This is a genomic window from Nocardia sp. JMUB6875 (genome assembly GCF_041154655.1).
Classification (GTDB): Bacteria; Actinomycetota; Actinomycetes; order Mycobacteriales; family Mycobacteriaceae; genus Nocardia.
The window spans coordinates 1-23,540 of sequence record NZ_BAAFGR010000053.1; the positions used below are offsets into that span (position 1 = coordinate 1).

The window sequence follows — 23,540 nt, forward strand, 5'->3', positions numbered from 1 at the left end:
GGGATCGGGGGGCGGTGGGGGTGGCGGAATCCGATGGCGGCCAGCATTTGCGCGGCGACGCTGCGGCTGCTCGCGCTGGCCTCCGAGGCGTATTGCGCCCAGCGGCGGGCGAGTTCGGCGCGCGGGACCTCGGTGCTGTTGCAGGCCACCGCGAGGATCGCGCGCTCCGCGGCGACCGGATCGAGGAGACGGGTGGCGGCCAGGACGGGCAGGCTGCCGAGGCGGAATCGGTGGTGCAGGGGTGAGGCTGCCGAACTGGTGTTGATCAGGATGCCGCGGTGGAAGTCGTTGGGGTAGCGCGACATCCAATCCATGGCGACCATGCCGCCGAGTGAGATGCCGAGGATCGACCAGTCGGCGTCGCCGGGCTCGAAGCGGGAACGCAGATCGTCGGTCATAGCGCGCAGCGTGAGCGGTGCCGTGCGCCGGTGCTCGGTGCCGAAGCCGGGCGGGTCCAGTCGCCGGCCTCACCGCCGACCGCGGTTTCGAACAGTGCCGGGAATTCACCCCAGTGCCGTTGGTCGCGGCTCAGCCCGCGCAGGAGCAACCAGTTCACGAGCGTCCTTCCCCATGCGAAACATCCTCCAGCACAGGGTATAAGCCGTCTCCGCGTCCTCGCCGGACTACGACGATGAGGACCTACTCGACCGAGTAGGTGGCCACCGCGAGCAGCGGCAAAGCGGCCAGCGCCAGCGAGATCACGAGGTTCGTCCATTTGTGTTGCACCAGTAAGGCGGTGAATTCGCGCAGGATCGCGCTCGGCAGGTAGTAGAAGGCGGTGCGTGAGCCGACAACCGTCGCGTCCAGGCCTTGTCTGCGGGCGAGGATTCCGGTGCGCAGGGCGTGAAAGTTGCTTGTCACCAGGACAACCGGGGTCGGGATGCCATATCGAGCGAGCAGCGTGCGGGTTTCGGAGAGGTTCTCGTCGGTGGTTTCGGAACGATCCTCTCGCAGGATCGCACCGGCCGGTGCGCCCTGGGCCAGCAGGTAGTCGGCCATGGCATCGGCCTCGGCGACCATTTCGTCGGAACCCTTGCCGCCGCTGGTGACCAGCATCGGGGCGCGCCCGGCCGCGATCTCGGCGCGAAGGATCGCGAGCGCCCGGTCGAGCCGGGCGGCCAGCAGCGGCGGCACCCGATCGCCGATCAGCCCGGAGCCGTGCACGACGATCGCCCCCATGCCCGGCCGGTACGGCAGACGCAGGTAGATCAGCGAATACAGCAGGAATGCCAGCAACAGGAAGCCGAAATAGCTCTCCACCAACGTGATCGACGCCAGCACACCCGCCGCCCACGGGCTCTTCACCACCAGCGCCACCACGAACAGCACATACGGCGCGAGCAGCGCCACCCCCAGCCCGAACGACAGCAGGTTGGCGACCCGCCGCCCTTCCCGGCGCACCATCTGCACACCGTTCACCATCAGCAGCGCGGCCAGCAGCAAGACCAGCAGCGGCGACAGGATGATGACCAGCAGCGCCAGGGTCGCCAGCCCGCTGTCGGGATCGACGTGCAGCACCCCGATCAGGGTGACGCCCAGCGCGATCAGCAGGAGCACGCTGTTGCCGAGCCGCCGAGGTTCGCGATACACCCGCAGCACGAACCACCCCAGCAACACCATCCCCACGACGAGCGCAATCACGCGGCAAACATATCGATCGAACGTCGAGGGCTGCACCCGCCACGCCGCATCGGCCGCCCGTGTGCCCCTGTCCACCTCGTCGCCGAACCGGTATCGGCGAATAGCCGGAGCCCGGTCGAGGAATCAGAAATAGGCCGGGGACGATTCCGGCTGCCATAAGGGATCGTCGCCGGGCGCTGCCGAGCGGTACGGCGCCCGTTTGCTCAAATGCCGTTCGGCGATCCGCTCCACCAGTAGCGGTATGAATTCCCGAACCCGGTGATCATCGAATTCGCGGTGAATACCGCGGACTTCCTCCGCGACGACCCGCGCCGGCAAGTGGGGAAACTTGTCGGACAGGCGCGCGACGAGCTCGCTGATCTGCCGTTCCTCTTCGGGTTCGGTCATGCTGTGGTCTCGCCTCCGTACGCGAACAGTTGACGCCGGCATCCGACCCCTCCTCGGGCACCCGGTTGATTGGACAACGGTCCGGGAGCCTCTCGACTCCCGGACCGCGCCCTCCGAGTGTCATGTCAACGGCCGCACTTTTCCCGCCCAAATCCCTTTCTGGCACACCATGTCCGAGCGTCGGCACAAGAGGTCCTCGACACCGACAAATGCAAGAAGCAAATGAAATTGCAACAGCGACTCTCGCCGCTCAACCGCCGATCTCCGCGGGCGTGATGGCGCACGCGCTCACGACAATGTTCCCGCCCTGTTGCTTCGCCTGGTACATCGCACTGTCCGCACGGCAGAGGATCTCTCGCACCAGCCGGTGGCTGCGGTCCCGGTCGCGCACGTCCCTCGCGTCCACGATGGCCAGACCGATACTGGCGGTGACCGATATCGCGCCGATCGGCTCGGCGACGGCGCGCCGCAACCGGTCCGCGGCGCCGGCCGCGGCCCCGGCGGGCAACCGCGCGATGACCGCGAATTCCTCACCGCCGAACCGCGACACGATGCTCCCGGCCGGCGCCGCCGTGCGCAATCGCTGCGCGGTGCACACCAGCACCTCGTCGCCGGCCGCATGCCCGAACGCATCGTTGACGGCCTTGAACCGGTCCAGGTCGATCACCATCACGCACGCCGGATCCGGGACAGGACGGGCGAACACGATGGCCGAGTGATAGTCGAGCCCCCGCCGGCTCCACAGTCTCGTCAAAGGGTCCGAGAGCATTTCGCCGCGCAGCACCCCGTAGCAGAACTGCAGTCCCGGGGGCACCACGATGGCCGCGGTCATCCCCACGATCATGATCACCGCCGAGGCCGGATCGTCGCGCCGGAACAACGGGACCGCCAGCAGCACCGCGGACAGGAATGCCCACATCGTATGCGCGGCAAGCGTTCTCGGACCGTGGAAGGCGCTCACGTAGATGCCGATGATCAATAGCAACATCATTCCGACCGATCGCACCACGTATTCCGGACTCAGCGCGCAGGTCGCGGTGACTCCCATATCCGCGCTCGCGACGAGCACCAGCGACTCGGTCTCGCCCGGCCACGGCCGGACCAGCCAGCGCGTACTCCAGACCAATCCGATCGCTATCAGCAGGCAGAAAGCCAGCGCCGCCAGCCGACCACGCGGCCTCTCCGGTGACAGCATGATGAGCACGGCGATCAGCGGTGCGGCCAAGCCGCACAGGCCGATGGCGGTCTTCAAAACCCCCAGCGCCGAGCGCGAAGCGATCGCGTCGACCACCCACCGATAGTCGACATCCTCATGCCACCAATCGCGTATCAACGCCAGTTCAACGCGCACGTGCCGCCCCTCGATGCGAAACAAACCCTCCCGCACGATCGACCGCGAACCACCCCGGCCTCTGGTAACTGCCGGTCAGCGCAGTCTATTGAGGAGTGATGACGCTAGCCGAGCAATAGTGAACCACATCACTCCCCCGCATCCGGCGAGACGCGCGTCGGCGGCCAGGCCTGGCTCGCGATCCGATGCAGCGCGTCCAGCGGGAGGGGCACCCGGCTGGCGGCGAGCACCCGATTTCCGACATAGCCCGCGAACACGTCGCCATCCACCAGCACACGGTGGGGAAAGACCGCGCGGATCGCGTCCAATCCGCGGCCGGAGCCGATCAAGTTCAGCAGGTAGATGCCGTCGGGCCGCAATACCCGCGCCACCTGCGCCGTGAATTCGGCACCGGTGATCCCCGGCGCGATCCGCAGTCCCTCGAAGGCGTCGGCCACCAGCAGATCCGCGGAATCCGCTGCCAGAGTGGCGATCTCGGCCAGCCCGTCGCCGATCCTCAGCTCGACCCCCGGGACCGCACGCAGCCCCAGATGCAGGTCGACGAACTCCGCCAGCGCCTCGTCCGCCTCGATGACCAGGTGCCGCGACCCCGGCCGCACAGCGGCCAGGTAGCGGGGGAAAGTTCCCGCACCGCCGCCGATGTGCACGACATCCAGCGGCGCCGCGGCGGGTTCCCGGGCATCGATGGCACAGGCCAGATACCGCATGTAGTCGAGCTCCAGATGCGACGGATCCTCGAGGTCGACATAGGACTGGGCAATGTCATTGACCCGCAGGAACCATCCCCCCGCCCGCTCCTCATCGGCCGCCAGCTCAGCAAGCCCGAACCGCACCTCCCGCGTCACCCGCCCCGGCTTCCGCTCCGGCTGCGCGTCTTCATCACAAGGTGCCTCCGACGAGTTGCTCATCCGACCATGATCCCGTGCGCCGATCGTGCCTACTTGGCGAGGGCCTTTCCGCCGGTCGGGTTGACCGCGAACCACGTGCCGCCGACACCCTGACCGTTCAGGTCGCCGGGCTTCTTGTCCTTGGCGAAGTAGTAGACCGGCCAGCCGCCGATGGTGATCTGGCAGGAGCCGTCCGCGCGTTCGACGAACCCGGTCAACGCCGGATCCGCGCCCTCGACATACAGCGCCTGGCCACGGCTGACCAACAGCGGCGGCCACGTGGTGGCGCAGTCACCGTTGCAGTTCGACTTCGACGGGTTGGCGGTGTCCTTGTCGAATCGGTAGAGCGAGTTGCCGTCACGGTCGACGACGCGGTTGCCCACGGTGGCGTCATCGACGACCCGCAGTTGCACCGCATTGACCCCCTGCGGGGCCCTCCCGCTGTAAATGCTCAGCCAGCCTTGAGTTTTCGAGGGCGCCGACGCCGAGGCCGACGGCGCGGGCGCCGGCTGCGCGAACGCCCCGGGTGCCGCGGGCAGCGTCATAACCGCGGTGGCGGCGAGGGCGGCGAGCGCGCCACCGATCAGGGTGGTGACCTTCGACATTGGATTCCTCCGAATTGATTTGCGTTGTCTGCGACCAATTCTGCGAAGAATCCCCCACCCGGTCTGTCGGCGTCCCCACACCCGTTGTGTATCCGCGCCGACACACGATGGCCGACACAGGTACTCCCCCGTGTGCCGGGGCCGCCGGGCCACCGCCGAGGTCGAATGCCACCGCACGTCATTTTTGGACAAGTGGATGTCGGGTGCGGACTATCGATGCGGGGAGGGGTTGATTGCGGCCGGAAGCCGGGGATAGTTCAGGTAGCGATATTCGAGTCGCTCTGAACGGAGGATGAACCGATGTCTCTCTTCGATGTTTTCCTCGCGGTCAATTCCGACCCCGTCGGCCATGCCGTGATCAGTGTGCTGCTGAGCCCATTCAATTATCTGCCCACGCAATTCCACTGACAGGGCGCCCAGGTATCGATCGGCCCCACACTCATCGTCCCCGAGACGACAGCCGCGTCGGCTGCTCGGGGACGATGCCGTGTAGCGGGATCAGGCTGCCGCTGTTACTCACGGACCGTGCCCACGGCGGGGGTGGGGACGCGTGACGGCAGACCGTGTGTGCGGCGGAATTCCGCCGGGGACACCTCGGCGTGGTGCGCGAAGAACCTCGCGAAGTTGCCCGCATCCGCATTGCCGAGCCGGCGGCCGATCGCGGCGACCGACAGATCGCTGTGGACCAGCAGGCGCTTGGCCTCGAGCATCACGCGGTCGTCGATCATCTGTTTCACGGATCGGCCCGCGTAGCGGCGCGCCATGCGGTCGAGCGTCTTGGTGGAGTAGCCCAGCAGCTCCGCGTACTCCTGCGCGGTTTGCCGCGTCGTGAACTCGACCTCCAAGGCGTCGAGAAACGACAGATACGCGCTCAATTGCGCCGAGGACACATCGCTGCGGCAGATGAAATCCGAATTCACGGTCAGGGTGAGCAGCAGGGCCGATACGGCCTGAGGCAGGGCGACCCGCCACGCGTTGGACGGCTGCGTCCGCATCTTCTCCGCGATCGACCGGATGAAGGCGATACCGGAGGCGACATCGGGCGACGCGGTGGCCGCGCCGAGCCAATGATTCTGATTCCCCGCCCGGCGGCAGACCGTTTCCCAGGTGATCGGCGGAATCGAGAACGGGCTGAAGGTGACCACATCACCCGCCAGGCCGCCGATATCGCCCCATTCCAGCACCTGACCGGCCCGTACCCACAGCACATCCCCCGCCGACAGCCGATAGCGCGCGAAGTCCACCACCTGCTCGGCCTGCCCTCCGGAGACGAACATCAGCAGGTCGAACGCCTGGCTCTGCGGTCCGCTGAACTCGGCACCCGCATGCCGCTCGAGCAATTCCCCGAAGGTCGAAACCGCAACGCCCAGTTCCGGGTTCCCCGACCTCTCGTACAGCTCCTCGGCCACGGGCTCGCTCCCTTCGGCCACGGCCGGCATATTGCCGACATCCGGTAGCCGAATATTAGCGGGTGGGTGTGCGGACCCCTCGCGGCGGCGTCCGCACACCCACATATCGATCGTATACGAACGAATTATCGTGGCGCCGAGATTCGTCTCATCGGATTCCTTCGGCCAGCCGTACGCCGTTCAGCAGAGTGCCCTGCGCACGATGCCCTTCCAGCGTGGGGTGGAACGGGAAGAACGGCTCACCCGGATCCATCAGGCCCGTCCAATGTGTCGCGGGTGAGCACAAATCGTGGCCGCCGCCGACCGGGCGCAAGGACCAGAATCCGACGCCCACCTGGTCCGCGGCGTCGCGGATCGCGGTCTCGAGATTGTCGGTCATCAAGTGCGCGTAGGCCGTTCGATACTGCGGCCAGGGAGTGTGCAGGCCGAAAACCGAGAAGCACACGAAGGGGACCCCGGGCGGCGGCAGCGGATCCTCGTATCCGACCATCCGGATCGCCGCGTCGGGCGCCGCCGCACGGATCGCGCCGATCATGTCGCCGCGGACGCCGCGGGTCAGCCGGTACGCGAGGTTGGAACCGACGATGGCGTTCGCGTCGATGTAGTGGTCGGCATCGGTGCGTTCGTCGCAGCCGCGAATGATGTCGGTCAGGCACATGGCCAGGGTGTAGGCGTAATTGGAGACCTGCCCCGGATGCCAGATGTCATTGGCGCCGATCTGGATTGTCACCAGTTCGGTTGCGGGCCCGAGCATTCCGTCCGCGATGGACTGATCTATCTGGGTGCGCAGGTTGTCGACCGGCTCGGAATCCGTTGTCGCGCCTTGACAGGCATTGTCGGCCCAGTCACCGAGCTGCGGCTCCCCGAGCCCCCACTCGGCCGCCATGATCGAAGGCCACCCGAAATTGCTGCGCGCGCAATCGAGTGGATTCGGCGGCGGTACCGTCCTGGGTTGCTCCTGAAATGTGGGCAGACCCAGCACACCACCGCCGCCGCCGTACGGCGCGACGGTCATGCTGTCGCCGAACGCGACGTAACGCACGCCCGGACCGTCGGCCGCCGCCGTCGACAGGGCAAGGAGTCCGGTCGCCGAAAGCACCAATGCCGTTGTGGCGCTGAGTACCCTGCGCAATAACCTCATCGAAGCCACCCTTCGATCGATCCCCCCGTCATCCCGCAACCACGGTGGCAGCGACGACGGGTGTCCGATAGGGCAACGACCCCCGGTCGTCCGGATTCGACACACGATTGTCCACCTCCGACAAGAAATCGAAAATGGATAATCGCTGATCGAATTCGGCCGTGCCGCGGCAATACCCATTGCCCTGGCCGGACAACCCACGGATAGTCGGCCGAGAGACCGTCCGGGATCGACCGAAGGAGACGTGTGCCAATGACTACCGCGACCGCTTTCGCCGTATCCGCTCCCGGCGCCGCCTTCGAAAAGGTCGAGATCCAGCGGCGCGACCTCGGCCCCAAGGATGTCCTTATCGAGGTCAAATTCGCCGGCATCTGCCACTCCGATATTCACACCGCCCGAAACGAGTGGGGCGGAACGCATTACCCGCTGGTGCCGGGCCACGAGATCACCGGCATCGTCGCGGCGATCGGCAACGCGGTCACCGCGCATGCCGTCGGCGATCGCGTCGGGGTCGGGTGTTTCGTCGATTCGTGCGGCCGGTGCCCGGCGTGCCGCAGCGGGCAGGAACAGTACTGCACCAAAGGTGTTGTGCAGACCTACAATGCGCCGCTGCCCGACGGCACCTACACCCAGGGCGGGTATTCCACGCACATCGTGGTGACCGAGCATTTCGTCTTGTCCATTCCGGATGGCGTGGACCTCGCCGCCGCCGCTCCCCTGCTGTGCGCGGGAATCACCCTCTACTCCCCCTTGACGCACTGGAATGCCGGGCCCGGCAAGCAGGTCGCGATCCTCGGCATGGGCGGACTCGGCCACATCGGCGTGAAGATCGCCAGCGCGCTCGGCACCGAGGTGAGCGTTCTCAGCCAGACATTGAGCAAACGCGACGACGGCATGCTTTTCGGCGCGCGGCACTACTACGCGACCAAAGACCCGTCGACCTTCACCGATCTTCGCGACAGCTTCGACCTGATCGTGAACACCGTCTCGGCGAATCTCGATATGGACGCCTATCTGTCGCTGCTGGCCATCGACGGCACGGTGGTGGAGCTCGGAATACCGCAGCGCCCCATAGCGGTTCGCGGATTCTCGCTGGCCCAGAACCGGCGCCGTCTCGCCGGTTCGCTGGTCGGCGGCATCGCCGAAACGCAGCGCATGCTCGACTTCTGCGCCGCCCACGGCATCGCGGCCGAGATCGAGCTGATCGCGAAACAGCTCGACGAAGCCTACGACCGCGTCGTCGCCAGCGACGTCCGCTATCGCTTCGTCATCGACGCCGCCACATTCACCGACCAGGGCTTGTAGTCAGCCGAGCCCGTCGCAGGAAATCGACGACTATCCCGTTCCATGCTTCGGGCCGTTCCCAATAGGCGCAGTGGCCCGCGTGGTCGAGGATGGCGAATTCGGCGCCGGGTATGCGATCCGCCATGGCCCGCATCACCGGCGGCGGCGCGAAGACGTCTTCGCTCGCGGCGATGAGCAAGGTTGGCGCACACAGCGATTCGAGTCGCACGAGGGTCTGTTCCGATCGCAACGACTGCCATCGGTACCCGGTGTGAGGTCCGTTGGCGGCGACCATTGTCAGGAACCGCGCCACCCCTTCCGGGTCCGCGGCCCGGGGTAACCCGGACAACCAGTTTCCGGTCAGATTAACGAGAATGAAGTGCCCGAGAATGGTCAGCGGCGGGTTTGCTCAATGGTGTCCTGATCCCACAAGCGGGTGTCCAACGATGACATGGTCGAGGCGAGATGCCTCCTGCTTTCATTGGCTGACTGATTGCTAGTTCGGGGATCCGCGGTCGCCGGCTGCGGTTCCAACCTCACTCGAACCAGGGAGGCAGCATGTCGAATCGGAGGATTGCTCAGGTGGTCGGTGTGCTCGGCGTGCTCGCGGCCGCGGTCGTCCTACCGATCGCGCAGGCAGGTGGTGCGCGGGCCGATGATGGCGGGTTGCTGGTGGACGGCACGCTGTACTTCTCACCCGATCCGGGCGCAAACTGCTCGATCACCCCGGACGGGCGGGTCGGCTGCGACCTCGACTCGCCGGTCTTCCTGTACTACGGGCTGGGCGGTATTCCCTCGGTGCGTCAGGTCTACCTCGACGTCAGCGGCAGCGCCCGCCCCGGGTTCAACTTGCTGCCGTCGAACACGGTTCCCGGTGGCAATCCGCCTATGCCCCGCGCGAGCGTCATCAGTCATGCGGGCATCACCTGCTACACCGAGCAGGGCTTCACCTTCCGCTGCACCGGCGCGTCGTGGACCGACAGGGCGGGTGACACCCACACACCCAGCTTCTCCGGCGGCTTGGCCAGCCGAGGGGTCTACTACGCAGGGTGATCCGACCGGAACGGCCGGGGCGATGTTTCGACAGTCCTAATCGGCCGACGGCACCATCCGTCGCAGCATCGCCAGTAGCTGCTCGCGTTCGCGCGGGCGCAGGCATTCGATCATCGATTCGTCGACTTCGGATACCACCGGCCCGGCCCGCAGCACGGTGCGACGGCCCTCCGCGGTCAGCTCGACATAGCGGCGGCGCTTGTCGCGGGAATCCCCGTACCGCACCACCAGCCCACGGTCTTCCAGCCGGCTGAGCAGCTCGGCCAGCGTCGCTTTCGTACTGGCCGCCGCCTTGATGAGGGCCGACTGCTCCAGGCCGGAATCCTCGTGAATCGCCCGCAACACCGCGTACTGCGGTTTGGTCAGCTCGGGCAGTGCGGCCTGCCAGCGCGACGCGTGTTCTTGGAGCACGCGTCGCATCACATGGAAGACCTCGTCGTCCTGCATGCCGCCTCCGTCGCGCCATCTTGTTCGTATACGCACGACTATAGGCGACGGCGGGGACCGGGCGGCCGAACTAGCGGCGCGTGAACAGCCAATGCTTGGCCGGGCGCGCCACCAGGTCCGCGGGCGGCAGCGGGAGGTCGCCGCCGATGCCGGGGCCGGTGGCAATGATCGCCGCCCGGAAGTCGGCCGAGGCGTAGCTGGTGACCTCGGCGCCGGAGGCTCGCACGGCCGGGACCGCCACCGAATCTATCCAGTCCAGCAATTCCGGGTATTTGTTCGGCGGGGCTTTGACCTCCCACATCACCGTGGGTGTTCCTGCGCCCTGATTGTCGTGTGACATCGGAAACTCCTTCTGTGAGTGGGGAAATGCGGACGAACGAGGTCAGCCGCAGGTACCCGCCGGCGGCGAACCGTTCAGCAGGCTCGCGATCCAGTCGACGACGGCGGGTGTGTCCGTATCGGGCACCGCCACGTGATCGCCGGGACGCAGCCGCTGCGTGACCCGGATGCCGAGACGGCACATGTCGGCGACCGCGGTATCGGACCACGCCGTGGTGACGAGGGTGTCGGCGGTGCCTCGGGTGATGAAGGCCGGAAACTGGTACGCCTGCTTCGGCAGCGCGTTCTCGGCCTCGAACCGGTCGAACGCGTCGCGCGCCGCCGGGGTCGTGAAGACGACGTCGGGCGGTCGGGCCGCCTCGCTGATCGCGCCCTTGAATTGATCACCAACGCCGGTGCACTGCAACAGAATCGGCGTGGACGCGGCGAGGATGCCGTGCACCACATCGTTCGGATTCAGTTCCGGCGCGACCGCCGCCTGCACGGCCTCCACCAGCAGCGGGGTGAGGCCGTATTGGGACACCGACAGCTGCCCATTGTCGACCGCGCCGGTGAAGGGCGTCAGATTCAGCGCGGGGACGGCCAGCGCGACGCCGAGCACAGTCAACTCGGGGGCGTAGTCGTGTGCCTGCTCAGCCGCGGCTTCGGCGGCATGCCCACCCTGGGATACGCCGAACAACACACTCTCCGGGGACACGTCCGGGGTGAGCTGGTGCAGCGCGCGGATCGAATCGAGCACATTCGCCCCCTCCGATACCGAGTCCAGATAGGGCGCGGGCCCCGGGCTGCCGAGTCCCTGATAGTCGGTGGCGACCACCGCCCATCCGCGTTGCACCAGCGCCTCGACCTCCGGGAGATAGCTGTACATGTCGGGGCTGCGCGATGGCGCGCACTGCTCTTCCACACCCGAGGTGCCGTGCGCGAAGGCGACGACCGGCCAACCGCCGGAAGGCTTTTCGCCGCGCGGCAGATAGAACGCACCGCTCACCGTGGATGGCGCACCGTGCGGATCGGTGGATCGATAGCGGAATTCGGTGGCGGTGCTGACCAGTGAGCGCAGCGAGTCGGAGATCCAGGTCGCCGGTTCGGTGGCGATCACCGTCCCGGGCCCGGCGTCGCCGTCGGGTACCGCCACCGCCGGCGATGTCATCCCCGCGACCACGGTGACCGACAGTGCGGCACCGAATATTGCGACACCTGTGCGCATGAGCTGCACCTTTCGGACCCGAACTGGGATGCGAACAACGCGATCTCGACGAAATAGCGTGTGCGGCATAGTTCGTATACGAACCAGCATACGGCCGGTGGCAACAATGCGTAAAGGGCCGTGGCGCCCGTCCCCAGACGACAAGCCGCTGTCCAAATACGACATTCTCCCACGGGCACACCGCAAATAGGCTTGCTATTCGCACACGAACTGCTCGATCGACCTGCCAGAGGGAGAGATCATGGGCGCCGGTGAATGAAATCGCAGACGCGTGATCGGGACCGGCGTCGCGGTCGCCGCCGCGCTGGCCGTGGCGGGATGCGCCTCGGCCCGGAATCGAACCACCTTCAGCGATGCCGATCTCACGGTCCGCACCACCAAGGGCTCGGTGCTGGGCAGCCGGGAGCAAGGGCTCGCGGTATTCCGCGGCATCCCGTTCGCTCAACCCCCCACGGGCACATTGCGATTCGCCGCACCCGTGCCGCACGATCCGTGGTCGGGTGTGCGCGATGCCCAGGCGTTCGGCCCGCCGCCCCCGCAACCCGCGCTGTTCGGCGCGAAGGCCGCGTCCGGTGGCGGGTCCGACGAGTGGCTGACGGTGAACGTATGGTCACCGAACCCGCGCGGCCGGAAACTGCCGGTGCTGGTGTGGATCTACGGCGGCGGCTACATATCCGGGTCCTCGGCACAGGACGGCTACGACGGTGGCAACCTCGCCGGGCAGGACATCGTCGTGGTCAGTCTCAACTACCGGGTGGGAGTCGAGGGGTTCGCCCAGATCGAGGGTGCGGTCGCGAACCGGGGCCTACTCGACCAAGTCGCTGCGCTGCAATGGATTCAGGACAATATCGAAGAATTCGGCGGCGACCCGGGCAATGTCACCGTGTTCGGCCAGTCGGCCGGCGCGGGATCCATCGCCATGCTGCTCGCCATGCCCACCGCCCGGGGATTGTTCCACCGGGCGATCGCCGAGAGCGTTCCCGCGTCATTGCCCAGCCCGGCACTGGCCGCCGATATCACCGCGACGATCGCGAGCGGAATCGGCGTCGAGCCGACGGCGGCGGCGCTGGCCGCCATCGATCCGCAGGCACTGGCCGATGCGAGCGCCACCCTGGCGATGTCCATTGGCGCACACCAGGATCGGTGGGGCTACCGGACCGTGGTGACCGGGTCGCCATTCGGACCGGTGGTCGACGGCGACGTGCTGCCGCGGTCACCGTGGCGGGCCGTCGCCGAGGGCGCGGGCCGAGAGGTCGACCTGATCGTCGGGCACACCCGAGACGAGTACAACTTCATGATCTACCAGGCGGGCGGCCCGCCCGCCATCACGCAGGCACAGTCCGACCTGGCGTTGCGGCTCGTGCCACCGGTGTCCGACGGACCACAGGCCTATCGAACAGCGAACCCGCAGGCGAATCCCGAAGATCTCTTCCAATTGGTCTGCTCCGACTTCCTTTTCCGCATGCCGAGCCTGCACCTGGCGCGAGCACACGCCGCGGCCGGCGGCATCACCCGCCTCTACGAATTCCGTTACGACAAAACACCGATCGGCGCGGCGCACGCCAACGAGCTGCCGCTGGTCTTCGGCAATTTCGGCGGTGACCTGGCAACCCAGCTGTACGGAAAGGCACCCTCCGCGCGAACCAGGCAGCTGTCGAAGGAAATGCTGACCGCCTGGGCCTCGTTCGCCGCGCACGGCGATCCCGGCTGGCCCGCCTTCGATCTCGACAGCCAGCTCACCCGGCTCTACGACGACGGCGAGAGCAGCATCGGCGCCTATCCGGAGCAAGCCTCCCAACGGATTTGGGCCGATTACCGCTTCGATCCGCTGCCACTGCTGCAGCCCTGACCGACACAGTCCACCGACCGAGAGTGAGCAATCATGTCCACCGAACCGGGCACCGTGAAGTTCGTCGGGTCGATCATCAAGCGCAACGATCTGTCGTTCGAAGAGTTCTTGAAGCACTGGACCGAGGTGCACACCACCTTCTGGACGGGCGCCAATGCCGAGGCCACGCACTTGCTGAAGTATGTCGTCAATCCGATCGACCGCAGGCAGCACCCGGACTCCCCCATCGACGGCTTCGCCGAGCTGTGGTTTCCGTCCCAGCAGGCGCTCGATGACGCCTTCGCCGGAGCGATCGGTCAGGCGGCGATGGCGGACATGCCGAATTTCACCGAAAGACTGTTCATCGCCTACGTAGTCGAGATTCCGGTCGTGCCATGACCCCGCTCGACGCGACCCACTGGCAGACCGCGGACGCCATGCCCGAGGCACCGCGGCGCGAACTGGTCCTGGCGATCTGCTGTGTGGGGTTGTTGTTGATGGGCTTGGACATCACCGCCCTCAATGTCGCGCTGCCGTCGATCGGCCGTGAGCTGCACACCTCGATCTCGGGCGCGCAGTGGACCATCGACGCCTACTCGGTGGCGCTGGCCTGCCTGCTGATGCTCGCCGGATCCCTCGGCGACCGGATCGGCCGCCGGGTCGTATTCCAAACCGGCTTGGCCATTTTCGGCGTCGGATCGCTCGCCTGCGCCTTCGCGCCGAGTCTCGGCTGGCTGGTGGTGTTCCGCATTGCCCAGGCCGTTGGCGGATCGGTCCTCGCCCCGGTGGCGTTGTCGATCCTCACCGACACCTTCACCGACCCGAAAGACCGCTCGAAAGCCATCGGCATCTGGGGCGGCACCTTCGGTATCAGCGTCGCTACTGGTCACGATCAGCATCGGCGGCAATGACTTCGGGTTCGCCGATATCGCCCTGCGCTGCGGGGTACTGGGCGCCGTCGCGCCGTTCGGCGCTCCCTGCCGTGATTCGTTCGCCCTCGGCGGCGACCAGATCGGGGGCCGGCTGGCCGCCGTCACACCCCGGGTCGGCGCGGTACTGGACGAAATCCACCGCCGCGCACCGCATGCCACCGTGGCGCTCACCGGCTACCTGCCGATTCTGCCCGCCGCCGGCGGCTGCTGGCCGAGCATGCCGATCGGTCCCGGCGACGTCACCTTCTTGACCGACGTCACCAACCGGCTCAACCGGATGCTGGCCGACACCGCCGCGGCGCACGGCGCCGAGTACGTCGACCCGGACACCCAACCCGGCCACGACGCCTGCCAGGCTCCCGGCACGCGCTGGGTCGAAACCCCGCTCCCCGCTTCAGCTTCCCTCTCGGTACACCCCAACGCCGCGGGCCAGGCCTTCATGGCCACGCGCACCGCCGATGTACTGAGTCGCTGAATCGACTTGTCTCGGTGGGACATACGTGCGGCTGTCAGAGCAGCCGCACGTTGCCCACCGCGCTGTCGATCACGTCGTCGAGACTGCCGTTGACCGCCTGCTTGGCCAGGCTCAGCGCGAACCCCTCGGCCACACCGAAGCTGAGGTGCGGCGGCAGGCTCAAGGCGTGCGGATCCACGACCACATCGAGGAGTGCGGGTCCCGGCGAGTCCAGCAGCCGGGCGACCGATGTCCGCACCTGCTTCGGGTCATCGAGCCGCAGGCCGGTGATCCCCATGGCCTCGGCGACGCGGGCGAAATCGAGGGTCGGCAGGTCGGTGCCGAAGGGCAGCAACCCCGCCTCCTCCATTTCCAGATGCACGAAACCCAGTTCGGCATTGTTGAATACGACCAGTTTGATCGGCAGTCCGCGTGCCGCGATGGTGAGCAAGTCGCCCAGCAGCATGGTGAGCCCGCCGTCGCCGCACAGCGCGATCACCTGCCTGCCGGGCTGGGAAAGCGCCGCCCCGATCGCATTCGGCATCGCATTGGCCATCGACGCCCACGACAGCGAACCCAGCAGGCTGCGGCCCCGGGTGGCGGTGACATAGCGGGCCGCCCAGATGCACGGGGTCCCGGTGTCGATGGTGAAAATCGCGTCCTGGTCGGCCAATTCGTCAATCGTGGACACCAGGAACTCCGGGCGGATCGGCGTGACCGCCGGTCCCCGCGTGACGTAGTGGTCCATCCGCTTCCGCCATTTCCGCGTACCGCGGACCGCGCGATCCAGATGCCGTTCATCGTCCTTCTCCGCGACCAGCGGCAGCAGCGCGCGCACGGTGTCCCCGATATCGCCGACCAGGCCCATATCGAGATGGGTGCGGCGGCCGACGAAAGACGCTTTGGCGTCGATCTGCACCTTCTTGGGTTTTTCCGGGTAGAAGTCCTGGAACGGAAAACTGGTCCCGAGCAGCAGGCATAGATCGCAGTCCCGCATGGCCTGGTACGCGCCGCCCCAGCCGAGCAGTCCACTCATCCCGACCGCGTAGGGATTCTCCCATTCCAGCCATTGTTTGCCGCAGTAGGCATACCCCACCGGCGCCCGCAGCCGGGCCGCCAATGCGACGACCTCATCGTGTGCGTCACGGCAGCCGTCGCCGCCGAAAATCGTTACAGTGTCGGCAGAGTCGATCAGATCGGCCAGCTCGCGCAGATCCGCGTCGGCGGGTCGCAGTATCGGCGGCCGATGCCGCACCGCCTGATACGCACCGCCGGGCGCTGCCGCCACGGCGATATTGCCGGGTAGTGCGATGACCACCGGACCGCGCTCACTCACGGCGGTCCGAATGGCGGTCTGGACCACGGCCCTGGTCTGCGCGGGATCCACGATCCGGCCCGTGTAGTGCGACGCCACCGCGAACCCGAGGTAGGGATTGACCTCCTCCAGCGCCCGCGTATCCAGCATGCCGGTGATGACGTCCGCCGCGATCGCGATCACCGGCACGCCCTCGCGCTGCGCATCCATCAACCCGTTGAGCAGGTGCATCACACCGGGACCCGCTGTGCCACAGACACATACCGGATTACCGGTCAAACTCGCCTCGGCTACCGCGGCGAATACACCCGCCTCCTCGTGCCTCATGTGAATGAATTCGATGCTTCCATTGCGCCGCAACGCGTCGATGGTCGGATTCAAAGCGTCGCCCACAATGCCATAACAACGCTCGACACCCGCTTCCGCCAGCATCTTCCACATCGCGTCAGCCACATTCATGGCCATTACGCCTCCGATCGCTGACATTCAACGGGCCCGGTTCAAATAACGAACCGGGCCCGCCGATGGGTCTCGGATAGATTTACCCCGGATGGGCAAGAATCATGAACCACGCGAAGAGCAGAGCAACCGGGATGATGACTGGCGCAAGGGGTTCCAGCCACTGCCACTCTGGGGCCATCGCTAACTCCTCCAGTCGATGTTTCAACCTGAAAGCAAGAATATCCACCCCGAATCACCGCGCGATAGACATGGCGGCGCATATGTCCAGCCTCGACGGTCCACTGTCCAATTTTGACGTCACGAGGAATCACCCCGGCCCTACCATTGTTCGTATACGAATGAGTAGCGTCGAGCGGAGACAGCCATGAAGCTCATCGTGGGAATGTCCGGCGCGACCGGCGCACCCTTGGGCGTCGCCCTGTTGCGAGCTCTGCACGATATGACCGGGATCGAGACACACCTGGTGATATCACGCTGGGCGCGCACCACCATCGGACTCGAATCCGGCCTCACCACAGGGGAATTGGCCGCACTGGCCGATGTCGTCTATCACCCCGGCGACCAGGCGGCGGCCATCGGTTCGGGCTCCTTCCAGACCGACGGAATGGTCATCGTCCCGTGCAGCATGAAGACACTCGCGGGCATTCGCACCGGGTTTGCCGAGGGCCTCCTCGGACGGGCGGCCGATGTGACCCTGAAGGAACGCCGGCCGCTCGTACTCGTCCCGCGGGAATCACCGCTGAGCGAAATCCATCTCGACAATATGCTCGCCCTCTCCCGAATGGGGGTGCGGATAGTTCCACCCATGCCCGCCTTCTACAACGCACCGCAGACCATCGACGACATCCTCGATCACACCGTCGCGCGGGTTCTCGACCAGTTCGGTCTGCGCCACCCGCGCGCCAAGCGGTGGACCGGCCGCCCGGATACGAGGGAGAACGCCACCGGTCTTGACTGATCCCCTCGGGAATGGCTGAATGAGGATGTGTCTCAGACAGTTGGAGGGCAGTGATGGCGGCCAGGGCCGGAGTGCGGCATGAGCCGCCGGAGTACGAGGTGGCCATCATCGGGGCCGGAGCGGGTGGGATCTGCGCGGGAGTCAAGCTGAAGGACATCGGGGTCACCGATATCGTGATCATCGACCGGGCGCCCGAGATGGGTGGCACCTGGCTGTTCAACACCTATCCCGGCGTCGGCGCGGATCTGCCCGCGGTCGCGTATCAGTTCTCCTTCGCCCGCAAGCATGATTGGTCGCGAATCTTCGCCAAGGGCAAGGAGATTCAGGACTACCACCTGGACATCGCCCGGCACGCCGGGCTGTACCAGAAGGTGCGGTTGAACACCGATATCGTCAAGGAGGAGTGGGACGAGGCGAATCATCTGTGGCGACTGCATGTTTCGGACGGCACGCAGATCACCGCGCGGTTCGTCATCAGTGCCGTCGGCGCCTATCTGCGGCCGAAGGACGCGCCCGCCATCGCGGGGCTGGAGCGGTTCGGTGGCGAGGTCATGATCCCGTCGCGCTGGAATCACGACTACGACTTCACCGGAAAACGGGTGGCCATTGTCGGAGTCGGGTCGAGCACCGTGCAGATCGCGCCCGCGCTGGCTCCCCTGGCCGCGCAACTCGATGTGTATCAGCGGACGACCCAGTGGTACTTCCCGAAGCCCGATATGCCGATGTACTGGTGGATGAAACTGGGCTTGCGGATTCCCGGGCTGGCGGCTGCCCTGCACGGCGTCGCGCTCGCGGGGGTCGAGGTCGGGCTGCGCGGGCTGGTCTACATGCCGAATTGGCTGATGCGACTGGGTTCTTGGCCGGTCGACAGCGGTGCCCGGACGTTGTATCGGGGTTGGTTGCGGTACAAGGTCCGTGATCCGCGGGTGCGGGCCAAGCTGGTGCCGGGCTATGGGCCGGGCTGCACCCGGGGAACGCTGGGCGGGGACTATCTCCCGATCTTCAACCGCCCCAATGTGGAACTGGTGAGCGATCCGATCGCCCGCATCACCGAGGACGCGATCGTCTCGGCGGACGGCACCGAGCGGCCCGTCGACACGCTGGTGCTGGCCACCGGTTATGAGGTGTTCTCCGATCCGGAGAGTTACCGGGAGGACACTGTGATCGGCGCCGACGGCTTCGACCTGGGCAAGTTCTTCAATTCCGAAGGGCTGCAGGCGTATCACTCCACCGCGATCGCCGGACTGCCGAACCGCTGGATGATGGTCGGACCGTATTCCTGGACCGGAACCGCGTTCCACTACATCCTCGAGAACGCGATGCGCAATATCAACCGCGCCATCGACACCGCCCGCACCCGGGGCGCGACCAGAACCGAGGTGCGCTTGGAAGCCCAGCAGCGCTTCCACCGGCAGGTGCTGCGGCGCGGCCGCAATCTCGCCTACTACTTCTCGGTGCACTGCGCCGGATCCAACACGTATTTCGTGAATTCCCACGGGGATTCGCCCTATGTGCGGCCGGCGAGCCTGTTGCAGAGCCGCCGTGAAGGCATGAACTACCCGCTCGACGACTACACCTACGAGACCTTGAAGGACACCGATGCGGATTCATTGGCCCCGATTCGCCGGCGCGGCAATCGATCCCGAAAACTATCGGGACTTCTTCGAGAAAGCGCCCTTCCGTAGCGATCTCGACTACGACTACAACGCGCCCGTCGACGACATCTGGCCGATCATCTCCGGACCCCGCATGTGGTCGTGGCTACCCACCGTGTGGGGCTGCCGGTATCCGGAGGACGAGGTGATCGGTCCCGGCACGGTCCGGGATTTCCAGATGTTCCTGCACCGCTGGCTCGTCTACGCCCAGCACGAACGCATTCTCCACTGGGACAAGGGCTCCCGGATCGTCTACACCGCCACCGACGCGACCTTGCCCTTCTTCGGATCCTGGTGCGAGGAGTACCGCCTCGAACCCCTCGACGGCGGCACCCGAACCCGGCTGCACTGGACCTTGGCCGTGCGGCCCCGCTACATCGGATGGCTGCCCGCGCAATGGCTGGCGGTGGCCCTGAAGCCGATCTTCCGCTTCGGCTTGCTGGCATTGCCACGGGAATTGCCGATGCGCGCCGCGGGCCCGGCCTGAGATGGCCGGCGATGTAGCGCTGGATTTCACCGGTGATCGGGCGTACGTGACGCTGAATCGGCCGGACAAGCACAACGCCCTCACCCTGGAAACGCTTCGGGCACTGGTCCGCACGGCCAAGGCCATCGACCGCCGCCCGGCGGTGCGCGCTGTCATCCTGTCTGGACGCGGGCCGAGCTTCTGCTCCGGACTCGACATCACCGGGACCGCGAAGGATCCCGTCGGCATCGTCAGAAGTTTCGTACCGCCTCCGTGGCGCCGGACCAATGTGTTCCAGGAAGCCTGCTGGGCGTGGCGCAGGTTACCGGTGCCGGTGATCGCGGCGATCCACGGGCGTTGCTACGGCGGCGGGCTGCAACTGGCGCTGGCGGCGGACTTCCGCATCGGCACACCGGACGGCGAATACGCTGTGCTGGAGGGGAAGTGGGGTCTGATCCCCGACATGTCCGGCTCGGTCACGCTGTCTCGTTTGATCGGTATCGATCAGGCCCGGCGGCTCACCATGACGGCCGAGGTCATTTCGGGTTTCCGGGCCCAGGAGATCGGGCTGATCACCCAGATCACTGGCGATCCGCTCGGTGCGGCGGCGGATCTCGCGGATTTGATCGCCGCCAGGTCACCGGACTCCGTAGCGGGTGCCAAACGGCTCTTCGACGCCACCTGGTCCGCCCCGCCGAGCCGCTCCTCCGTCGACGGGGTCGAGCATCTGCTCGACGTCCTGGTACTCGCCACCGGCCACGACCTGTTCTGTGAAGCCAATAGCTACCGCGACGGTTCCATTCTCGGGCGGGACGGCTTCGACCTGGCGAAATTCTGGAAGGCCGAAGGAATGCAGGCCTATGCGGCGGTCGCGGTGCCCAGGGTCCCCAACCGCTGGATCCTGGTGGGCCCGTACTCGTGGAGCGGCACCGGCTGGCACGACCTGGTCGAACTGGGCGCCACCCATGCGGTCCGGGCCATCTCGATCGCCCGGGAGCGCGGTGCCGCCACCATGGAGGTCCGCCAGGAGGTCCACGACGCCTACCACCGCAAGGTGCACAAACAGGGTGAGGCGCTGCGTTACTACTTCGGTGTTCAGAACGCGAAAGTGAGCACCTACTACCGCAATTCGCAGGGCGACATGCCCTACATCCGCCCGGGCAGCGTCTTCGCGGCTCGACGGCACGCGGAGTCGTTCGAACCGTCCGACTACCGCTACGAACTCGCCGGTGCCCCCGCGCTCGGCGACCACGAATCCGCGGCCGTCAGCGCAGGGGGCTGACGACTGCCGCCGGCAGGCGCACCCGCGTGTTCGGCTGCGCCTGCGGGTGAATCAACAGCCGGCGGCGGCGTCTCGATCGAGCACTCCGTCCAGCGCGGGCACCCAGCGCAGGATCTCCTCGCGGAACCGCCCTTCGGTTTCCAGTTGGGTCAGTCCGGCGACCAGTGTCAGGGCGGCCCGGGCGAATGGTGTCAGGTAGGCGGGGGCGGTCAGTTGGCGCATCACATTGGACAAGCGGGGCGTCGTCACCTCGAGCACCAGCTCACGCAGCCACCCGGCGCTCAGCCGATAGCTGGTGTGCCGGACGGGTTCACTGCCGGTGGCCAGCAACGCGGCGAGGGCGTCCACGTCGAAATCGCGGCCGTGCTCGACGAATCCGTGCCGCCGGATCGCGGCCTCCAGCATCGCCGGGGTGCCGTGGAAGATGGCCTCGCACAGGTCGACCGCCAATTCGTCGAAACCCGGTGGTGGGAAGGGGCTGCAGGCGCCGAAGTCGACCACGCCGAGCCGCCCGTCCGGCAGCACCCGGAAGTTGCCGAGATGGGCGTCGCTGTAGAGCAATCCGTGCGCGCCCCAACCGGAGGTGACGAAGCGGACCATGAGCATGCCCACCCGGTCTCGCTCCCGAGGCGATCCGTAGTCGACCAGCCGGGTCACCGGGATGCCGGGCAGCCATTCGGAGATGAGCACGTCGCCCCGCTGTTCGATCACCTCCGGGATGCGGAAGTCGTCGCTCCCGGCATACGCCCGGGCGAAGGCCCGCTGGTATTCCGCCTCGGCGGCGAAGTCGAGTTCGTCGTCGATGGCATCGCACAGCGCTTCCAGTACGGGTTCGACTTCCGCACCCCGCAGGAAGACCCGCGCCAGTACCGACAGCCGCCGCAACTGCTCGAGATCGCTGCGCACCGCTTGGCGCGCACCCGGATACATGATCTTGACCGCGACGGGTGTGCCGTCTCGCCACACCCCCCGATGTACCTGGCCGATGGAGGCCGCGGCGGCGCGCCTGCTGTCGAATTGCCGGAAGTACCACTGCCAGTCCGGGCCCATACTCGCCGCCATGGCCGCCTCCACGCCGCGCGGCAGCATGGCCGGGGCCGCGTCCTGGAGTCTGCCCAGCGCCGTGCGATAGGGCTCGGCGAACTCGGGCGGCAGCGCCATCTCGTAGAGCGACATCAGCTGCCCGAGCTTGGCGGCGGCGCCCTTCAGCTCACCGAGTACCTCGAAAAGGTGTTGGGCCGTGCGGATTTGGATGTCGCGCTGCACCTCGTCGGCCGATCGACCGAGCGCTCTGCTACCCAATCCGGCGGCCTGCCGCCCGGCGAAGGCCACCGGCAGGGTGACCAGCTTGGCATTGCGGACCACGGTCTGCACCGGCGGCCGTCCGTCCGCCGCGGGCCGAAAGACGTTGGTGCGCCTGCCGGGTTTCGAGATCGACACCATCGTGAGCCCCTACTTCGTACGCAGCGATTCGACCCCGAACATAGCATTGTCTGAGACAATGTGTCACCGCAGGTGATTCTCTGCTTGTCGCCGGCATCAGCGCTCCCGGGCCAGGACGGTGCGCACCGGCGTCGAGGGCCTGCCGAGCAATCGTCGCAGATCTCCGCTGTCGGTATCGAGGGCGCCCTTCGAGATCCCGTCGTCGGAATCGGCCAGATGCTCGGCCACCTGCTCGGCGACACCGGCTTCGAGCAGCGCCGCCTTGAAGTCGGCGCGGGTCAGGTCGCGGTAGACGAAGTCCCTGCCGAAGACCTCTCCATAGATCGCGGCCAGTTCCGAGAGGGTGATTCGCTCGTCCCCGCCCAGGCTGTACACGGTGTTCTCGTGGCCGGAGCCGGTCAGCACCGCCGCGGCGGCCGCGGCGTAATCGGCACGGCTGGCCGCCGCGAGCAATCCGTCGCCCGCGGCGCCGATCAATACACCGCGTTCCATCATGAAGTCGGCGAGCGTGCCGCTCGGATCCCACCAATTCCAGCCGCTGCGCAGGTAATTCTCCCAATACCAGCCATTGCGCAATACCGAATAGGGCACCGGCGAATGCCGCAACACCTCCTCGGTCTCACGGTGTTCCGTGGCGATCGCCAATGGGCTATCGGTGGCGTGCAGCAGGCCGACATAGGTGATCAACTCGGCACCGGCCTTCGCCGCCGCATCGATGACGGTCTTGTGCTGCGGCACCCGACGGCCCACGGCGGTACCGGAGATCAGGAGCACCCGCCGCGCACCGGCCAGCGCCTCGTCGACGGTTTCCGGCCGGTCGTAATCCGCGTAGCGGACCTGGACACCCCGCGCGGCCAGGTCGGACGCCCGCGCCGGCGAGCGCACCGCGGCCACGATGGATCGCGGTTCGACACCGCGCTCCAGCAGGGAGGAAATGGTGAGGCGACCCAGATACCCCGCGGCCCCCGCGATGACGATGGTCATATCCGACTCC

Annotated in this window: 25 protein-coding genes and 1 pseudogene; 10 read left to right on the forward strand and 16 right to left on the reverse strand. The window is 66.7% G+C overall.

Annotation, left to right across the window (positions count from 1 at the left end; genetic code table 11):
- The 9 genes and pseudogenes from ACAM49_RS15810 to ACAM49_RS15850 all read right to left on the reverse strand — a co-directional run.
- Positions 1-398 (reverse strand): annotated as a pseudogene (locus tag ACAM49_RS15810) (alpha/beta hydrolase); the annotation flags it as partial.
- Positions 395-556 carry a hypothetical protein gene (locus tag ACAM49_RS15815; protein ID WP_369636259.1) on the reverse strand — a complete coding sequence of 54 codons (162 nt, stop codon included), beginning with the start codon at positions 554-556 and terminating at the stop codon, positions 395-397. The gene ACAM49_RS15815 and the pseudogene ACAM49_RS15810, both read right to left, overlap by 4 nt.
- 83 nt (positions 557-639) lie before the next feature.
- Positions 640-1,641 (reverse strand): YdcF family protein, encoded by a 1,002-nt coding sequence (locus ACAM49_RS15820; protein ID WP_369636260.1) that lies wholly within the window; start codon positions 1,639-1,641, stop codon positions 640-642.
- A 123-nt stretch (positions 1,642-1,764) separates the two neighbouring features.
- Positions 1,765-2,028, reverse strand: coding sequence for a three-helix bundle dimerization domain-containing protein (locus ACAM49_RS15825; RefSeq protein ID WP_369636261.1), 264 nt, complete (start codon positions 2,026-2,028; stop codon positions 1,765-1,767).
- A 250-nt stretch (positions 2,029-2,278) separates the two neighbouring features.
- Positions 2,279-3,379 carry a GGDEF domain-containing protein gene (locus ACAM49_RS15830; RefSeq protein ID WP_369636262.1) on the reverse strand — a complete coding sequence of 367 codons (1,101 nt, stop codon included), beginning with the start codon at positions 3,377-3,379 and terminating at the stop codon, positions 2,279-2,281.
- A gap of 128 nt (positions 3,380-3,507) precedes the next feature.
- Positions 3,508-4,287: a spermidine synthase gene (locus tag ACAM49_RS15835; protein ID WP_369636263.1), complete on the reverse strand. Its 780-nt coding sequence runs from the start codon at positions 4,285-4,287 to the stop codon at positions 3,508-3,510.
- A gap of 29 nt (positions 4,288-4,316) precedes the next feature.
- A complete protein-coding gene (locus ACAM49_RS15840; protein WP_369636264.1) occupies positions 4,317-4,871 on the reverse strand; it encodes a hypothetical protein in 555 nt (184 codons plus the stop codon).
- 512 nt (positions 4,872-5,383) lie between these two features.
- Positions 5,384-6,280, reverse strand: coding sequence for a helix-turn-helix domain-containing protein (locus tag ACAM49_RS15845; protein WP_369636265.1), 897 nt, complete (start codon positions 6,278-6,280; stop codon positions 5,384-5,386).
- A gap of 148 nt (positions 6,281-6,428) precedes the next feature.
- Positions 6,429-7,421, reverse strand: a complete 993-nt coding sequence (locus ACAM49_RS15850; protein ID WP_369636266.1) for a GDSL-type esterase/lipase family protein — start codon at positions 7,419-7,421, stop codon at positions 6,429-6,431.
- Positions 7,422-7,673: 252 nt separating this feature from the next.
- On the opposite strand from ACAM49_RS15850, the gene ACAM49_RS15855 reads away from it, so the two are divergent.
- Complete coding sequence (locus ACAM49_RS15855; RefSeq protein ID WP_369636267.1) at positions 7,674-8,726, forward strand: NAD(P)-dependent alcohol dehydrogenase; 1,053 nt, start codon at positions 7,674-7,676, stop codon at positions 8,724-8,726.
- Here ACAM49_RS15855 and ACAM49_RS15860 read toward each other — a convergent pair.
- On the reverse strand, positions 8,707-9,000 hold the full coding sequence (locus ACAM49_RS15860; protein ID WP_369636268.1) for an alpha/beta fold hydrolase: 294 nt from the start codon (positions 8,998-9,000) through the stop codon (positions 8,707-8,709). The genes ACAM49_RS15855 and ACAM49_RS15860 overlap by 20 nt on opposite strands.
- 263 nt (positions 9,001-9,263) lie before the next feature.
- On the opposite strand from ACAM49_RS15860, the gene ACAM49_RS15865 reads away from it, so the two are divergent.
- Positions 9,264-9,758, forward strand: coding sequence for a hypothetical protein (locus ACAM49_RS15865; protein WP_369636269.1), 495 nt, complete (start codon positions 9,264-9,266; stop codon positions 9,756-9,758).
- A gap of 36 nt (positions 9,759-9,794) precedes the next feature.
- Here the strand turns inward: ACAM49_RS15865 and ACAM49_RS15870 are convergent, their stop codons facing one another.
- The 3 genes from ACAM49_RS15870 to ACAM49_RS15880 form a co-directional block, all read right to left on the reverse strand.
- Positions 9,795-10,205: a MarR family winged helix-turn-helix transcriptional regulator gene (locus ACAM49_RS15870; protein ID WP_369636270.1), complete on the reverse strand. Its 411-nt coding sequence runs from the start codon at positions 10,203-10,205 to the stop codon at positions 9,795-9,797.
- Positions 10,206-10,275: 70 nt separating this feature from the next.
- Entirely contained in the window at positions 10,276-10,545 is a 270-nt protein-coding gene (locus tag ACAM49_RS15875; RefSeq protein WP_369636271.1) for a hypothetical protein, read from the reverse strand.
- A 42-nt stretch (positions 10,546-10,587) separates the two neighbouring features.
- A complete protein-coding gene (locus tag ACAM49_RS15880; RefSeq protein WP_369636272.1) occupies positions 10,588-11,751 on the reverse strand; it encodes a lipase family protein in 1,164 nt (387 codons plus the stop codon).
- A gap of 271 nt (positions 11,752-12,022) precedes the next feature.
- Between ACAM49_RS15880 and ACAM49_RS15885 the strand changes: the two genes are divergently transcribed.
- The 4 genes from ACAM49_RS15885 to ACAM49_RS15900 are packed head-to-tail and all read left to right on the forward strand — an operon-like array spanning position 12,023 to position 14,986.
- Positions 12,023-13,600, forward strand: a complete 1,578-nt coding sequence (locus ACAM49_RS15885; protein WP_369636273.1) for a carboxylesterase/lipase family protein — start codon at positions 12,023-12,025, stop codon at positions 13,598-13,600.
- Between the two features lie 33 nt (positions 13,601-13,633).
- Positions 13,634-13,978, forward strand: a complete 345-nt coding sequence (locus ACAM49_RS15890) for an EthD family reductase (protein WP_369636274.1) — start codon at positions 13,634-13,636, stop codon at positions 13,976-13,978.
- On the forward strand, positions 13,975-14,490 hold the full coding sequence (locus ACAM49_RS15895; protein WP_369636275.1) for an MFS transporter: 516 nt from the start codon (positions 13,975-13,977) through the stop codon (positions 14,488-14,490). Before ACAM49_RS15890 ends, ACAM49_RS15895 begins: the two co-directional genes overlap by 4 nt.
- A complete protein-coding gene (locus ACAM49_RS15900; protein WP_369636303.1) occupies positions 14,471-14,986 on the forward strand; it encodes an SGNH/GDSL hydrolase family protein in 516 nt (171 codons plus the stop codon). Before ACAM49_RS15895 ends, ACAM49_RS15900 begins: the two co-directional genes overlap by 20 nt.
- Before the next feature lie 34 nt (positions 14,987-15,020).
- Here ACAM49_RS15900 and ACAM49_RS15905 read toward each other — a convergent pair whose 3' ends face one another.
- Entirely contained in the window at positions 15,021-16,739 is a 1,719-nt protein-coding gene (locus ACAM49_RS15905; RefSeq protein ID WP_369636276.1) for a thiamine pyrophosphate-dependent enzyme, read from the reverse strand.
- A gap of 367 nt (positions 16,740-17,106) precedes the next feature.
- Here ACAM49_RS15905 and ACAM49_RS15910 point away from each other — a divergent pair, with 367 nt between their 5' ends.
- The 4 genes from ACAM49_RS15910 to ACAM49_RS15925 are packed head-to-tail and all read left to right on the forward strand — an operon-like array spanning position 17,107 to position 21,103.
- The gene (locus ACAM49_RS15910) at positions 17,107-17,700 is read left to right on the forward strand and encodes a UbiX family flavin prenyltransferase (protein WP_369636277.1); all 594 of its coding nucleotides are present in this window, start codon (positions 17,107-17,109) and stop codon (positions 17,698-17,700) included.
- A 53-nt stretch (positions 17,701-17,753) separates the two neighbouring features.
- A complete protein-coding gene (locus tag ACAM49_RS15915; protein WP_369636278.1) occupies positions 17,754-19,385 on the forward strand; it encodes a flavin-containing monooxygenase in 1,632 nt (543 codons plus the stop codon).
- On the forward strand, positions 19,300-19,842 hold the full coding sequence (locus ACAM49_RS15920; protein ID WP_369636279.1) for an SRPBCC family protein: 543 nt from the start codon (positions 19,300-19,302) through the stop codon (positions 19,840-19,842). Before ACAM49_RS15915 ends, ACAM49_RS15920 begins: the two co-directional genes overlap by 86 nt.
- A gap of 1 nt (position 19,843) precedes the next feature.
- Positions 19,844-21,103 (forward strand): crotonase/enoyl-CoA hydratase family protein, encoded by a 1,260-nt coding sequence (locus ACAM49_RS15925; protein ID WP_369636280.1) that lies wholly within the window; start codon positions 19,844-19,846, stop codon positions 21,101-21,103.
- Between the two features lie 51 nt (positions 21,104-21,154).
- On the opposite strand, the gene ACAM49_RS15930 is transcribed toward ACAM49_RS15925, so the two are convergent.
- Complete coding sequence (locus ACAM49_RS15930; RefSeq protein ID WP_369636281.1) at positions 21,155-22,546, reverse strand: ABC1 kinase family protein; 1,392 nt, start codon at positions 22,544-22,546, stop codon at positions 21,155-21,157.
- 96 nt (positions 22,547-22,642) lie between these two features.
- Complete coding sequence (locus tag ACAM49_RS15935) at positions 22,643-23,530, reverse strand: NAD(P)H-binding protein (protein WP_369636282.1); 888 nt, start codon at positions 23,528-23,530, stop codon at positions 22,643-22,645.
- Positions 23,531-23,540: the final 10 nt, after the last annotated feature.